Source organism: Nitrospirota bacterium (genome assembly GCA_016219645.1).
Taxonomy (GTDB): Bacteria; Nitrospirota; Nitrospiria; order Nitrospirales; family Nitrospiraceae; genus Palsa-1315.
Map to the genome: position 1 here is coordinate 171,587 of JACRLR010000040.1, position 14,327 is coordinate 185,913.

12 protein-coding genes are annotated in these 14,327 nt (G+C 55.6%); 10 read left to right on the forward strand and 2 right to left on the reverse strand.

Annotated features, from left to right (window positions below; translation table 11 throughout):
• Window positions 1-18: 18 nt before the first annotated feature.
• The 5 genes from HZB34_13995 (at window position 19) to HZB34_14015 (ending at window position 4,448) form a co-directional block, all read left to right on the forward strand.
• Window positions 19-1,458, forward strand: coding sequence for an aldehyde dehydrogenase family protein (locus HZB34_13995; protein ID MBI5317072.1), 1,440 nt, complete (start codon window positions 19-21; stop codon window positions 1,456-1,458).
• 180 nt (window positions 1,459-1,638) lie between these two features.
• The gene (locus HZB34_14000; GenBank protein MBI5317073.1) at window positions 1,639-2,205 is read left to right on the forward strand and encodes an arginine decarboxylase, pyruvoyl-dependent; all 567 of its coding nucleotides are present in this window, start codon (window positions 1,639-1,641) and stop codon (window positions 2,203-2,205) included.
• A 23-nt stretch (window positions 2,206-2,228) separates the two neighbouring features.
• Complete coding sequence (speB, locus tag HZB34_14005) at window positions 2,229-3,161, forward strand: agmatinase (GenBank protein MBI5317074.1); 933 nt, start codon at window positions 2,229-2,231, stop codon at window positions 3,159-3,161.
• A gap of 11 nt (window positions 3,162-3,172) precedes the next feature.
• Entirely contained in the window at window positions 3,173-3,904 is a 732-nt protein-coding gene (locus tag HZB34_14010; GenBank protein ID MBI5317075.1) for a pseudouridine synthase, read from the forward strand.
• Between the two features lie 100 nt (window positions 3,905-4,004).
• Complete coding sequence (locus HZB34_14015; protein MBI5317076.1) at window positions 4,005-4,448, forward strand: hypothetical protein; 444 nt, start codon at window positions 4,005-4,007, stop codon at window positions 4,446-4,448.
• A 3-nt stretch (window positions 4,449-4,451) separates the two neighbouring features.
• On the opposite strand, the gene priA is transcribed toward HZB34_14015, so the two are convergent.
• Both priA and HZB34_14025 read right to left on the reverse strand, forming a co-directional pair.
• Window positions 4,452-6,584 carry a primosomal protein N' gene (gene priA, locus HZB34_14020; protein ID MBI5317077.1) on the reverse strand — a complete coding sequence of 711 codons (2,133 nt, stop codon included), beginning with the start codon at window positions 6,582-6,584 and terminating at the stop codon, window positions 4,452-4,454.
• Between the two features lie 121 nt (window positions 6,585-6,705).
• A complete protein-coding gene (locus HZB34_14025) occupies window positions 6,706-8,238 on the reverse strand; it encodes an OmpA family protein (protein ID MBI5317078.1) in 1,533 nt (510 codons plus the stop codon).
• A gap of 616 nt (window positions 8,239-8,854) precedes the next feature.
• Here HZB34_14025 and ndhC point away from each other — a divergent pair.
• The 5 genes from ndhC (at window position 8,855) to HZB34_14050 (ending at window position 14,319) form a co-directional block, all read left to right on the forward strand.
• On the forward strand, window positions 8,855-9,238 hold the full coding sequence (gene ndhC / locus HZB34_14030; GenBank protein MBI5317079.1) for an NADH-quinone oxidoreductase subunit A: 384 nt from the start codon (window positions 8,855-8,857) through the stop codon (window positions 9,236-9,238).
• Window positions 9,229-9,756, forward strand: coding sequence for an NADH-quinone oxidoreductase subunit B (locus HZB34_14035; protein MBI5317080.1), 528 nt, complete (start codon window positions 9,229-9,231; stop codon window positions 9,754-9,756). Before ndhC ends, HZB34_14035 begins: the two co-directional genes overlap by 10 nt.
• Window positions 9,757-9,772: 16 nt before the next feature.
• The gene (locus HZB34_14040; protein MBI5317081.1) at window positions 9,773-10,270 is read left to right on the forward strand and encodes an NADH-quinone oxidoreductase subunit C; all 498 of its coding nucleotides are present in this window, start codon (window positions 9,773-9,775) and stop codon (window positions 10,268-10,270) included.
• 8 nt (window positions 10,271-10,278) lie between these two features.
• Entirely contained in the window at window positions 10,279-11,523 is a 1,245-nt protein-coding gene (nuoD, locus tag HZB34_14045) for an NADH dehydrogenase (quinone) subunit D (protein MBI5317082.1), read from the forward strand.
• Window positions 11,524-11,622: 99 nt separating this feature from the next.
• On the forward strand, window positions 11,623-14,319 hold the full coding sequence (locus tag HZB34_14050) for a molybdopterin-dependent oxidoreductase (protein MBI5317083.1): 2,697 nt from the start codon (window positions 11,623-11,625) through the stop codon (window positions 14,317-14,319).
• Window positions 14,320-14,327: the final 8 nt, after the last annotated feature.

Below are 14,327 nucleotides of genomic sequence, written 5' to 3' on the forward strand. Positions count from 1 at the left end.
CACAAGCGGAGCGGCTTCGTGCAGGAACCACGTCCATTTTTAATTGGAGGTTTGTGGCAGCACGGGGAGACCGTGGCACCTGTGAACAATCCATTCACAGGACGGCTACTCGCCGAGGTGTCGAATGCAGGTTCAGCCGATGCCGAAACAGCGATCCAATCGACGGTCGAGGCTGCTGTTGCAATGGGAGCCTTGCCGTCCCACGCGCGCTATCATGCGCTGCAAAAGATCGCCGGCGGGCTCTATGACCGACGCGAGGAATTTGCCCGCCTACTGACGGCTGAAGCTGGCAAACCGATTACCGACGCGAAACGTGAAGTCAATCGGGCTGTTCAAACATTTACCATTGCGGCTGAAGAGGCGAGGCGGATACCTGGCGAGGTGGTCCCCCTTGACTGGACGCCGGGAACGGACTCCCATCTCGGCATCCTCCGTCGGGTTCCCATCGGTCCGGTGCTTGGGATTACCCCCTTTAACTTTCCCCTCAATCTTGTTGCTCACAAGGTTGCACCGGCCCTGGCTGCCGGAAATTCCATCCTGATCAAACCGGCGCCACAAACACCTTTGACTGCGTTACTTTTGGGAGAGGTTGTCCTGGGGGCCGGACTTCCGCCTGGCGCAGTCAATATCCTGCCCTGCGACAATGGGACGGCAGAGCAGCTTGTGGTCGATCCGCGTTTCAAACTCCTGAGCTTTACCGGCAGCGCCGCCGTGGGATGGATGTTGAAGGCCAAATGTGGGAAGAAAAAGGTGGTGTTGGAGCTTGGTGGGAATGCGGGCGTCATTGTGGAGCCCGATGCCGATATAGAACTTGCCGCACAGCGTTGCGCAGTCGGCGGGTTCGGATATGCTGGTCAGACCTGTATATCCGTTCAACGAATCTTCGTCCACCATTCCATCGTGGACCTCTTCACCACGAAGTTTCTGTTTCAAGTCGCGCGTCTGAAGGCTGGCGACCCGAGCGACGATACCACAGTAATTGGACCGTTGATTGACCCGGCCGCATCCCATCGTCTTGAAGCATGGGTTGAGGAAGCCGTGTCGCAAGGCGCCCGAGTGCTTCTGGGTGGCAAGAGAATGGGATCGGTGATGGAGGCGACCGTGCTCTCGCACGTCACGCCAACCATGAAAGTTTCTTGTCAGGAGGTCTTCGGGCCGGTGGTGACCGTGACACCCTACCGCCACTTCGGCGAAGCGATCACAGCGCTCAACCAGTCTGACTATGGGCTCCAAGCCGGAGTGTTCTCCCAGGATGTGAACAAGATCTTTCATGCCTTTCGGCACCTTGAAGTGGGGGCTGTGCTGGCAAACGAGATTCCGACGTTCCGCGCCGATCACATGCCATATGGCGGCGTGAAAGATTCAGGAATCGGGCGTGAAGGGGTGCGGGCCGCAATCGAGGACATGACCGAGCCCCGTATGCTGGTGTTGAATCTTAAATCACCTGCGGGGATCTAGCAGCAGCTGATATGCCTACCAGCACCCTCCAATAGAAAAAACGTCTCAGGATATTGCGAACCTCCGCCAATCTTGATACAACAGCGACCCTGTGCCCAGTTACGCTTACGGTAGGTGTGCATTTCGGTTAACAAGGAACCTCTCCACCAGGTGTGTCTAACGAAGTAAGGAGTAGAAACGATGGTACCTACGCAGATGTTTCTGACGCGAGGCGTCGGAGTCCACAAAGAAAAGCTGGCCTCTTTCGAACAAGCCTTGCGCAGTGCCGGCGTCGCCTATTGTAATCTCGTCACGGTGTCGTCGATTCTTCCGCCGAATTGCAAAATTGTTCCACGCACTCGCGGAGAGAAGTTGTTGAACCCCGGTGAAATCACGTTTTGTGTCATGGCGCGATCGGAAACAAATGAGCGAAACCGCCTGATCTCCGCATCGATTGGGGTGGCAGTCCCTACCGATCGGCGAACCTACGGGTATCTGTCCGAGCACCATGCTCATGGCGAAACCGATGAAGAGACAGGCGAGTATACGGAAGATTTGGCAGCGCAGATGTTGGCCACGACGCTCGGAGTCGAGTTCGATCCGAACATCGCATGGAAAGAGCGGGAACAAGTATTCAAAATGGCCGGCAAGATCGTTCGGACCCAAAATATCACCCAGTCCGCTATTGGTAAACCCAATCGCTGGACGACGGTGATTGCATTGGCCGTGTTCATCCCGGCGGAAAATATACCGAAGCGGCGTCGGTAGCCCTGCCGCGTGAGCGTACACCCATGACACTTCCCGCCGGTTGGGAGGGCATCGACCAGAACTTCCTCGGTCTCGATGAGCCCTGGTGCCATCCCGATCAGGCGGGTGTCTATGTCCTGCCAGCACCCTACGAACATACCTCCAGTTATGTGCTGGGCTCCGATCGAGGCCCGTCAGCCATCATCGAGGCATCACAACAAGTCGAGTTATACGACGAAACCCTCCGGTGTGAGCCCTATCGAGAGTGGGGCGGGGTTGCCACCATCCGCTCGCTCGATCTTGATGGCAAAGTCGATCGGCAGGCGGTGGATGCTATCGATGCGTTCGTTGCTCCTCACGTCGGTACCGGACGGTTTGTCGTCACCTTGACCGGGGAACATACCGGCGCGCTTGGCGCCATCCGAGCCCATGCCCGATGCTATCCTGATCTGTGTGTCGTGCAGATCGACGCGCATGGAGACTTGCGGAAAGCCTACGGAGGGAATCCGTATAGCCACGCCAGTGTGATGGCCCGCGTGGTTGACGACGGGTTGCCGCTGGTTCAAGTCGGCATTCGTTCCATCTCTCCCGAGGAGATCGATTGCATTAAAGACACCGGTCGAATCACCACGTTCTTTGCCTCCGATATTCTTGACCAGTCAGGACCCTACGAAGGCAAGGCTTCCCGCTGGGTTCCCGATGTGGTAAAGGCCTGTCGAGGGCCGGTCTACCTGACCTTCGATTGTGATGGACTTGATGCCTCGCTCGTTCCTGCGCTTGGCACTCCCGAGCCCGGTGGATTGGGGTGGTACGATACGGTCAACCTCGTGACAGCCTTGGCCAATGGACCTGGCATCCTCGGGATGGACATCAGCGAAATTGCTCCGATAGAAGGGTTTGTCGCTCCACAATTTTGTATCGCCCGATTGATCTACCGCATGCTGGGACGTATCAATGCGGGCCGCCGCGTCCACTGAAACGGCATACCTTGCCCGTGACCGACAAGCTTCGTATCAATAAGTTTTTTACCCATCACGGCATCTGTTCTCGGCGCGAGGCTGATCGCCTCATCGAATCTGGTCGCGTAACTATCAATCAGCGGGTGGCGGGTTTAGGGGATCAGGTTGGTCCAGGCGACGTGATCGCGCGAGACGGACAGGTGATTCCCTGGGGGACGGCCCCGCTCTATATCAAGTATTACAAGCCGGTAGGTGTGACGACGACCAGTGAGTCACATGTACCCCGTAATATCATTGCAGAGATCGGTCATCCGGAACGGATCTTTCCGATCGGTCGGCTCGATAAGGACTCTTCCGGGCTCATTCTTCTGACGAACGACGGGGACATCGTGAACGAGATTCTACGGACCGAGCGCGGGCATGAACGGGAATACGAGGTGTCGGTCGATCATCCATTCGATCAAACATTCATGGACCGCATGACCCAAGGGGTTGTTATTCTCGATCGCCCAACCAAGCCCTGCAGGATCGAACGACTCGGTCCGGCGCGATTCCGTATCACCCTCACCGAAGGACGCAATCGACAGATCAGGCGCATGTGCCAAGTCTTGGGATATCGGGTGCTTACGTTACATCGTGTCCGGATTATCCACATTACGCTTGATGGATTAGTCTCGGGACAGTGGAAGCCACTCACCAGAGTGGAACGAGAGCAGCTCTTTCTGGCTGTCAGGCGAGGAAGCAATCAGGGGGCAACGTGAGCGAATGGGTGGTCTAGCAGGAAACCGAAAGGGTCCGTTGACAACCACGACGACGGAATTCACACTAGCCCCCGCATCATCCATGGAGAACGATCCTCAGATGGTCAATGTATGGTGGGGACCCCAACTCAATGCTCTGTTTGGTGGTCTCGTTGTCGCGGCTGGTGCCTGGCTGGCGTGGGACTCGATCCCACTGTGGGGGGTGTTTCTCGTCGCAGGAGGCGTTGCAGGGTTTCTAATTTGGAAGGGACGTACGATCGGACTGGTCTGGGCTTGGGCCACCCTCTTACTTGGCATCGAGAGTCTCGTGTGGCCCATTGTCACGATGGTTCAGGTCCGTTCGATCACGACGGAACCGACCGATGAACAATTGGGAACGATTCTCTCAGCCGCCCTGACCGGACTCATCTCAGCGGTCTTTTGGATCACGTTTTCCTATGGGTTCTTCAAGCGAGCCGGTCAGCCTCTCGTTGCGTCATCAACCGAGGCGACCGACAGCGCTACACCCATCATGCGATCAGGGCGCTCCAGCAGGAACAAATAAGTACTACCACTCTTCGATCGGATCGACATCGATATCGAACTTGACGGATCTGCGTTGATAAGTCCGTTCCATGTCTTTGACCGTCACTCGCACCGCTTCGACACCCACTTCACGGTCGAGCGACTTCACGAGGATTTGCCACCGATATCGCCCACGGAGTCTCGACACAGGAGAAGGAACTGGTCCCAGAACAGTGAGGCGGTCGGGCCGACCGATCGATTCAGCTGTCGAAGGGACATTGTCCGCAGCAACCGGTCTGGCCACAGACGGTGCAGAACAGGCGGTGAGCCGAACCACCCATGCGGCGGCAGCGTCGCGAACCATTTTCTCATCGGACCCCGATACGAGGAGGGCAATCAGATATACCGTAGGAGGATACCCCAATGCTTGCCGATAGGACAGCTCCTCCCTTAAGAAGATGGATTCCTCGTTCTGAGCCACAGCCTGAATCGCATGATGAGATGACAGGTAGGTCTGCACGATCACTTGTCCGCCATTCGTTGCAGAATCGGCGAGACTGATCGCATCGAGGAGGAGATGATAGGTACGTTCCGCGGATCGGAAATCAGGCATGCTGAGTCCTGCATCAGCTTGCACAATCCCGACTAGGCCCATCCTCGGGAGGGCCACCCGCCGCAGCAACAGTTGTGTCCCGACGAGGATATCCCACTCACCGTGCTCGATCTTCCGCCAGAGAGCCTCGGCTTGCGCCGGCCGTCGCAGGGTATCTCCATCAAGCCGAATCACTGCCGCGCGAGGAAACAACCGTTTCGCATCCTCTTCCACCCGCTCTGTTCCCTCCCCGATCAACTGCATGCGAGGACCGGAACAGGAGACGCAGGTTTCTGGGATTGGCGCGCTGCTCCCGCAGTAGGAGCAGCGCAGGCGTCCTGCCTGACGCGAATACATCAGTGCCACGCGACAGGCAGGGCAGCGGGGAACCAGGCCGCAGTCACGACAAACGAGGGCGCCCGCATAGCCCTTCCGGTTGAGAAACAAGAGGACGCCGGCTCGGCGACTGATTGCCTGCTCGATGGCCTGAGCGAGCGGCTGACTCAACACCGCGCTGTGGCCGTGATCGCGCAAATCAACAACCTGGACAGTCGGTCGCTCTTCACGCGGTATGGACTGACGTACAACGACTCCGCGTTGCCCCACAGCTGCTCTGGTCTCCAGAGATGGATGGGAAGAGCTGAGGACCAGCACAGCCTGTTCATCTTGCGCCCTCAACCATGCTACGTCCCGCGCATGGTACCGTGGCTCTTGAGCTTCTTTCAGCGCGGCATCTTCTTCGCCTTCGACCCAAATCACTCCGATCGCAGCCAATGGGAGAAAGATGGCTGACCTGGTCCCCACAACCACTCGAACGATCTGCCGATGGATCCGGTCCCAGATCTCGGCTTTCACCTGATCCGAGAGACCGCTATGGAAACAGACCGGGGAGATGCCTGTCTCGTGATCGCAGATCGAGTCTCTAATCCACTGGGCCCGCTCGGCTTCGCCGACGATGATGAGGGCCGACTTTCTTTGGTCGAGCGTCAGGCGAATGGCATCCTGCAACAGCCTCAACCGACCGCCCCAGGAAGCCTGTACCAGGATCCTGGACGGTCCTTGGCATCTCAGCGCTTCGAACAGGGGTCCGGCCCAAGATGTTGAGGTGTCAGGAATGAATGGTGCCGTGATGCCGGGGTTGCTCTGATCAGTCTGTCTGACTGGTGGAACAAAGGGTGCTGTCGAGATCAACGGCTGATCCTGCGAGCGCTTTTTGGGTGCCGGAGGTAGCATGAGCCTGAGACATTGTCCCCAGGGCGCGGCATACTGTTCGGCCACTTGCCGTGAGAGTTGAAACAGGCGAGATGACACATCTGTTGGAGCCTCCTCCTGGATGAGCGAGCGGATCTCCTTGATGCGCGCGCGATCGAGGCTCTGAGGAAGCGTCTGTGAAAGGGCGATCACCGCTCCTTGGAGGAGCGACCGTCCGAAGGGCACAAGCACTCGATGTCCGATGCGTATTGTCGGTTGGAGTGTCAGGGGCACGATGTAGGTGAAGGGGCCTGCCAGGTGCCGCGGGACAATGACGTCTGCGAACAGGGGTTCTGGTTCTGTGTGCGGAGTGGCTGCTTGAGGCGAAACCATGTGGCATTGTAGCAGTACGGGAAAAGGGGGGACAACGAAGGAGAAGGGATGGAGGAATTCTAGCGGGGGCCTGGAGGGTTGACGACCAGATGTCAACCCTCCGTGATGGTCCTTGATGAATCTACTGGAGAGGGGCTACAGAATCATTGGATTTCCGGTCTGAACTGCTCTGGCCAACTGAGGGCGAAATGGACGTTGAGGCAGGATTTCCAGGGACAGATGAGGGCGCTACGATGGATGGATCTGCTGAAGCCGCTGGGGTTATCGTGTTCGTTGGAGAGATGGGGGTGCTGCCTTCCGTTGGGCTGAGACGGGACAAGATGGATCCATTGTTGCCGGTCTCAGCTGACTTTGCCGCCGGTCCAGACTTTTCTGCGGGTGATTCGGGCGGAGAGAGTACGATATCCACACGACGGTTCTGCTGTCGACCGACTTCTGTCGCATTGCTGGCAAGCGGCTTTGTATCGCCATAGCCAACCGATGACAGTTTCACCGAATCGATCCCGCCTTTCTCGTTCAAGTAGCGAAGGACAGCTCTAGCCCGAGCTTTCGACAAGTCCCAATTCGTGTGGTAGAGCGACTGGAGCGAAGGGCCGATTTCCATGTTATCCGCATGACCCTCGACTCGAATCCACTGATCACCGGCAGCGGTCTTGAGGTACGCAATGAGTTGATCGAGTACCGTATAGCCCTCGGACTTGATTGTGGCTTCGCCGGATTCAAACCGAATCTGCTTCATGAAGTCACTGAGACTGATGCGAGTTTCGCCAGCAGCATTCTGTACGCGAAACTTGCTTGGGGAAGGAGCCTCAGTTGGAGACACAGTTAGTGACTGCCGGGGCGTTTGAGAGACCGGGATGACCTCAGCAGCAGGAACCGCGACCCTACTGAAGCGATCACCCTTGAGAATGCGGGAGGTTGATTTTGTAATCAAGGCTGTGGCGGTTCGGTCTTCCGTGGACAGGATTTTTAATTCACCCACGACTCGCTGGGGAAGACTCCCTCCGGTCCGGATTACCTTCATTCGATCCCCCGGTCTGATCCCATCTTCCCGTCCCCGGTCCAGGTACACGACGTTCCTTTGTGCCACAAGGTTCATTGTCCCCATGTTGGATTGAAAGTCCACAACTCGCCCTTCCATATTACCGGCAGAGGGCTGGTCCACTGCTGCTTCCTCGTCGGCCGGAAGTACGAATCTCATCACCGGATCACCAGGCGATACAGCTGCGTAGGCCCGAATGACCTGAACAGTGGTCAGCTCCTGATCAATTTGGCTGACCTCAACCACTGCGAGCCGATTAACTAGATGACCGAGGTATTGGCCGGTGGCCGGATGGAATACCTTGTGCGTTCGTCTGTAGATAGTGAAAAGATCTCCTAGGGCGGCATCGCTGGGATGGTTCAGCCGGAGGTAGAGGACATCCCGGCTTCCCAATATCATGTGATCTCCGGTTGTCTGATTGTCGCCGGTTATCACATTCACGAACCCATCCTGTGGAGTCGACTGCTGGATGGAGCCGGATGAATAGGCCAAAGCCTTTTCTCCGAATCTGATCGAATCGAGATTGTCTGCTCCCCAGGCCAGAGGAATGAGCGGTGTGGCTAAGCTCCAGACCATCAGGGAGACGACATGTTTCATTGAATAGTTAGCCATAATGGTTGTCCTTCATGTGAGGCAAGTATTGCTGTGAAAACCATAGCAAATAGTCTTGTATTGTCAAGGATATTAGGGTCTTTCACTGCTTGACCCGCGGATTTACTCGATGCTAACCTGATTCAGATTTTGGCTGCTGACAAAGGGGTTCCATTTATGGAATTTGACCAGGTGCCCGTCCATGATGCTCAACGTCGAGATCCTCCCCGTATCAAGACCCAGATTCACCGACGCAAGAAAGCCAAGGCCTTCTCGGCTCTGGAGCTTGAGTGGGATCAAATTTCTGGTATGCCGCCCTCCAGTTTGCGTATGTCATCAGATCGTATGGAACCTACCACAGTCACGATGCGGAGAATTCCGCATAAGTAGATCTGCTCCGACAGGCCTAAGCAGGTCGTGGGGAGATGGAATCCCTTCGGCTTCGGCTCCACCCGTACGAACTTCAGAAAAGTTTCCATAAGCTGTTGATTTCTCATCGCTGGATGATGACTTGTCAAGCAGCAGTGCCTAGGACTATTGGGTCGATCCAGCAGGTCCTTTGAACGCTTGCTATCCCTTAACCCAGAAGATAATATCAAGCTTTCCTTGTATCTCAAGGTGTTGAAAGGTCAGAGCAATGAGCGGCTTTGAGTTACTCTCCGAGTATCTGACCCACTACTTTCCGATCTTGTTCTTTGTTGTGGTTGCGCTGTTTTTTGGCATCTGGTCGCTGGTTATCAGTTATCTGGTCCAGCCGAAATATCCAGAGCCGGAAAAGCTCTCTTCCTATGAGTGCGGATCAGAGCCATTTTCAGATGCTCGAATGCCTTTCCCGGTTCGATATTACATTTTCGCGATGCTCTTTGTTATTTTCGATATTGAGGTCATCTTTTTGTATCCATGGGCAGTGGTCTTCACGAAGATTGAGTTGATCGGATTGATTGAAATGCTGGTCTTCATCGGATTGTTTTTGGTGGCCTATGTCTATGCTTGGCGCAAGGGGGCTCTGGAATGGGACTGATCCAAATTGGTCGTCATAGCAAGGACAGCGCCCCCGACATCGTCACTACAACGGTGGAAAAGGCGGTCAATTGGGCTCGCAAGGGATCGCTGTGGCCTATGACGTTTGGCCTGGCCTGCTGTGCAATCGAAATGATTGCCGCAGTCTCGTCACGGTACGATATGGACCGCTATGGTGCCGGTGTGTTCCGGGCCTCGCCACGCCAGTCCGATCTGATGCTCGTGGCCGGTACAGTTTGCCGACGGATGGCCCCCGTCATTCGAAAACTGTACGATCAGATGCCTGAGCCGAAATATGTCATCGCGATGGGATCTTGCGCCACGTCAGGCAATATCTACGACAGTTATAGCGTCGTCCAGGGTGTCGATCGTTTCGTGCCAGTCGATATCTATGTGCCCGGTTGCCCTCCCACGCCTGAGGCGCTCTTTGACGGTATCCTCAAGCTACAAGAGCGAATCATGCTAAAGCGTGTGTTCGTGAGACAACCGGATCAGGTCAAGCCTAGCCACAAAATATAGGTCTCGACCAATGTCCTTGCAGCAACTGGCCAGCCGACTTGAAGAAAGCTTTGCCACCGGCTTCGTAAAGGCCGTCGAATGGCGTGGCGAGCTTGCCGTGACCGTGATGCGGGATCGACTCCATGACGTTGCACAATTCCTTCGTGACGACCCGGCCATGGACTTCGATTATATTGTGCATGTGAGTTCGGTCGATTGGCCCGACGACGACGATCGGTTTGAAGTCGTGTATGAGTTCTACTCCATCAAGAAGTGCCATCGCATCAGGCTCAAGACCAGGGTACCAGAATCGGACTGTATCGTGGATTCCCTCACGGATCTCTGGAAGGGCGCGGATTTTATGGAGCGCGAAGTGTACGACATGATGGGAATCCGCTTCCGGCATCATCCGGATCTCCGACGGATCCTTTTACCGGACGATTACTCAGAAGGCTATCCGCTACGGAAAGATTTTCCGCTCCGTGGCAAGGGCTGGCGCGACACGTTTGAGTTCCTCGACGAAACGACTCGATAGGACAGACGATGGCCATAGAAGATCAGCGAACAACCGTCTACAAAATCGATCCGGCTCACCCGGAAAGCGAGACTCTCCCAACGTTACGTTCAGAGGAACTCTTGCTCAACATGGGGCCTCAACACCCTGCGACTCACGGGGTATTGAAAGTCATTCTCGAATTGGAAGGAGAACGCCTCGTCAAATCGACTCCTGTACTGGGATATTTGCACCGCGGTGTGGAGAAGCTGGCAGAAGACGGCACTTATCACCAATTTATTCCCCACACCGACCGGTTGGACTATGTCTGCGCGATGTACAACAATTTTGCATACTGCCGCGCGGTCGAGAAGCTTATGAATATCACCGTGCCCGACCGTGCAGAATATCTACGCACCATCGTGGCGGAGATACAACGGATCATCGGGCATCAGTTTTGGCTCGGTACCCAGGCCCTCGACATCGGAGCCATGGGCGTCTTTTTCTATTGTTTCCGGGACCGGGAAATTCTGATGGACTGGTTCGACGAACTCTGCGGCGCGCGCCTCACAACCAGTTGGTATCGCATCGGCGGCGTTGAGCGAGACTTCACGCCCTCGCTGTTCGGGAAGCTGAAGCAGTTTCTGGACTATTTTCCGCCGAAAATAGACGAGTATGTGGTGTTCCTCGAAAAGAACCGAATCTGGCTCGGAAGGACCAAGGGAGTGGCCATCATCTCGGCGGAAGACGCGGTGAGTTTCGGGCTGAGCGGGCCGACGCTCCGTGGCTCTGGTGTCGACTACGACCTCCGTAAGGCCGAGCCCTATTCGGCCTATGCGAAATGCGAATTCAGTGTGCCTCTCGGTAAGAACGGTGACACGTATGATCGGTATTGGATTCGCGTTCAAGAACTGTACGAGAGCATCAAAATCATCCGGCAATGCCTGGAACAGATGCAGGATGGACCTATTATGGCTGATGTGCCGAGCGTGACGTTGCCGCCGAAGCAACGAGTCTTTACGAATTTGGAGTCCATGATCCAGCAATTCAAGCTGTTCTCGCAGGGCTTCGACGCTCCTCCGGGGGAAATCTATTGCGGGACCGAAGCGCACAAGGGGGAATTGGGATTCTACATCGTCAGCACCGGCGGCGGGAAACCCTACCGCTTGAAAATTCGCGCCCCCTCTTTTATTCACATGGGCGCCTTCGACCATATGTCCAGGGGCTATATGATCTCCGATGCGGTCACGATCTTCGGGACCTATGACATAGTGATGGGGGAGTGTGACAGATAACAGAAATGTTTAATGCTAAATGTTCAATTGTGAATGGTGGGACGGTTTTTCAATTCAACATTGAAAATTCAACATTCAACATTCAACATTCGGAGCAATATGGGACTAAAGCCAGCAACTAATCCTGAGGTGGAAGCAGCCGAGATCGAACTGTCGATCGACGGAAAGTCTGTGATGGCAAAGAGCGGGGTCTCGCTCTATGACGTCATCTCGAGCACGGGAAAGATTATCCCCGCCATGTGCTACCACTATACCTTCGATCCATTCGGCTCTTGTGGCATGTGTTTGGTCATGCAGGAAGGCAAGAAGGCGCCTGTTCGTTCCTGCTCTGCCAAAGCGACCGCCGGGATGATCATCAGGACAGAGGGAGATGATCTCTTCCAAGCCAGGAAAAAGGCCGTGGAAAAACATCTCTCGGTCCATCCCCTCGACTGCCCTGTCTGTGACGCCGACGGTCAATGTGAACTGCAAGACACAGCCTTTCAGCATGGGGTGACGAACCTGGCGAACGCGAAACAGAAATTTATTCCGGAAGATACTCGCAGCCCCGCGCTCGACTTTAATATGAACCGTTGCATTGCCTGCGCGGAATGCATCAACGTGTGCAAAGACGTGCTGATGATCGACGCGCTTCAGTTCATGAAAAAGGGGGGGTTCAATCAAGTCGTGCCAAAGGGAGATCTCGCACTGTCCTGTGAGTTTTGCGGGGACTGTCTCGCCGTCTGCCCGGTCGGCGCCATCACGAACAAGTTCTCAAAATATTTGTACAAGCCGTGGCAGATGAAGAAAACAACCACGACGTGTAATTACTGCGGGGATGGTTGTCAGATGTACCTTGAGACCAAGGATGCTGAAGTGGTCCGCGTGACCTCGCCGCTGTCCTGGAAGAACAAATGGGGCGACAGGGCCGATACGGCTAAAGGGCACGGTGGACTCTGTGTTCGGGGGCGCTTCGGGTTCGAGTACATCGATAGTCCGGCACGTCTGAAACAACCGCTCCTTCGCAAAGGCAATCAACTCGTTGAATCCCCGTGGCTCGAGACCATGCACCAGGTGGTTGATCGGTTCTCAGAAATTCAACGGAAGCACGGACCTGACGCGATTGCCGGCTTAATCACGGCCCGTTGCACGAATGAAGAACTCTATCTCTTCCAGAAACTCATGCGCGCCGGGTTTCGGACCAACCATCTTGACAGCAGCGCCCGCTACGGCCACCTCAATTTCGTGCAGGCCTCTCGGCATGCTTTGGGAATAGGGCGGAATCCAAACGACTGGGAAGATCTGACGAAAGCCAAAGCCGTGATACTCATTGGCTCGAACATCACGGAAACAAACCCACTCACGGCCGTTCGCATCAAAGAGGCGATTCGTGTCTATAAAGCGCAAGTGGTGGTCCTTGATTCTGCCATCACGAACATCGCCAAGCTGGCGTCCCATCCGATCCTGATCAAGCCCGGAACAGAAGGCCTCGTGATCGATGGGATCGTGAAGGCCACCCTGGAGCTGGATTTAATCGATGACAACAGTACTCAGAAGTATCCATCGGCATTCAAGGCTTTGAAGGAGGCCGTGGCCCACATATCGCTGGAGCAGGTGGCCGCGCAGACCGGCATGCCGGTCGAGTCATTGAAAGAAACTGCGGCGATCTTTGCCGTAGCACCCAGATCCATCATCATCTGTGCCGAAGGGATTGTTCGGCGCCCCGACGGTTATCAGAACGTCATGAAACTGATTGACCTGGCCTGGATCACGGGCAAGCTGGGCCGGCCCGGCTGTGGGGTGAATACGCTTACGGAAGAGCCCAATGAGCAGGGTGCGGTGGATATGGGGGTTGCGCCGGAATACCTTCCCGGTCAAAGCTCATTCAACGATCAGGAAGCACGCGACCGGTTTGCCAAGGCCTGGGGTGTCACGCTTCCGGCGGCTGGGTCCGGCGCGAATCTCACAGAGATCCTCAAGCGCTGCAGGAACGGTCAAATCAGGGCCCTCTATGTGATCGGAGAAAATCCGCTTGCTACGTTGCCCACATCGATGGAGGTCCGTGCAGCATTGGATCGATTGGAGTTACTCGTCGTCCAGGATCCATTTTTGACTGAAACTGCCCGCATGGCCCATGCCGTGCTCCCTGCTTGTACCTTTGCGGAAAAAGACGGGACTTTCACAAATCTGGAAGGGCGAGTCCTGCGGGTTCGTGAAGCCCTCGATCCCATCGGGGAAAGTTTGCCGGATTGGCACATCATGACGGCGCTGGCTAATGCACTAGGCTGTCAGTGGGAGTACGCCTCTTCGAACGATATTCAAGCCGAGATCATGAAACTGCTTCCCGGGTACTACAACCTTGGGCAACCGCGCAAGGTTGCACCGACCAGGGATTCCTATTTCTTGGACGACTATGCGGCCGATGCGGCGGCGCGCTACCGAATCTCCACGCCGATAGACTCCAAAAATGAGCGACCTTTTGTGTTGCTGATGGGACAAGCCTTGTACCATTCAGGTAAGATGTCGACCAAAGCCCCAGGGCTCATCACGATCGGTCCGAATACCGGACGACTCAGGATGAATCCACAAGATATGGAACGTCTTGCAGTGGGTGAGGGGATGACGGTACGGCTCACATCGGATTGCGGTTCTCTGCAATTGGCGGTGCAGCCCGATCAATCCATCGGGCCGCTGACGTGCTTCTTTCCGGAGCATTTCAATGAGCCGCCGGTGAAAGACCTGATGTCGGTCCAGATTGATCCGGTGACCGGAGTCCCCTCGTTCAAGCAGACCAGCGTGACGATCGAAAAAGTGTAAAGGCGAGC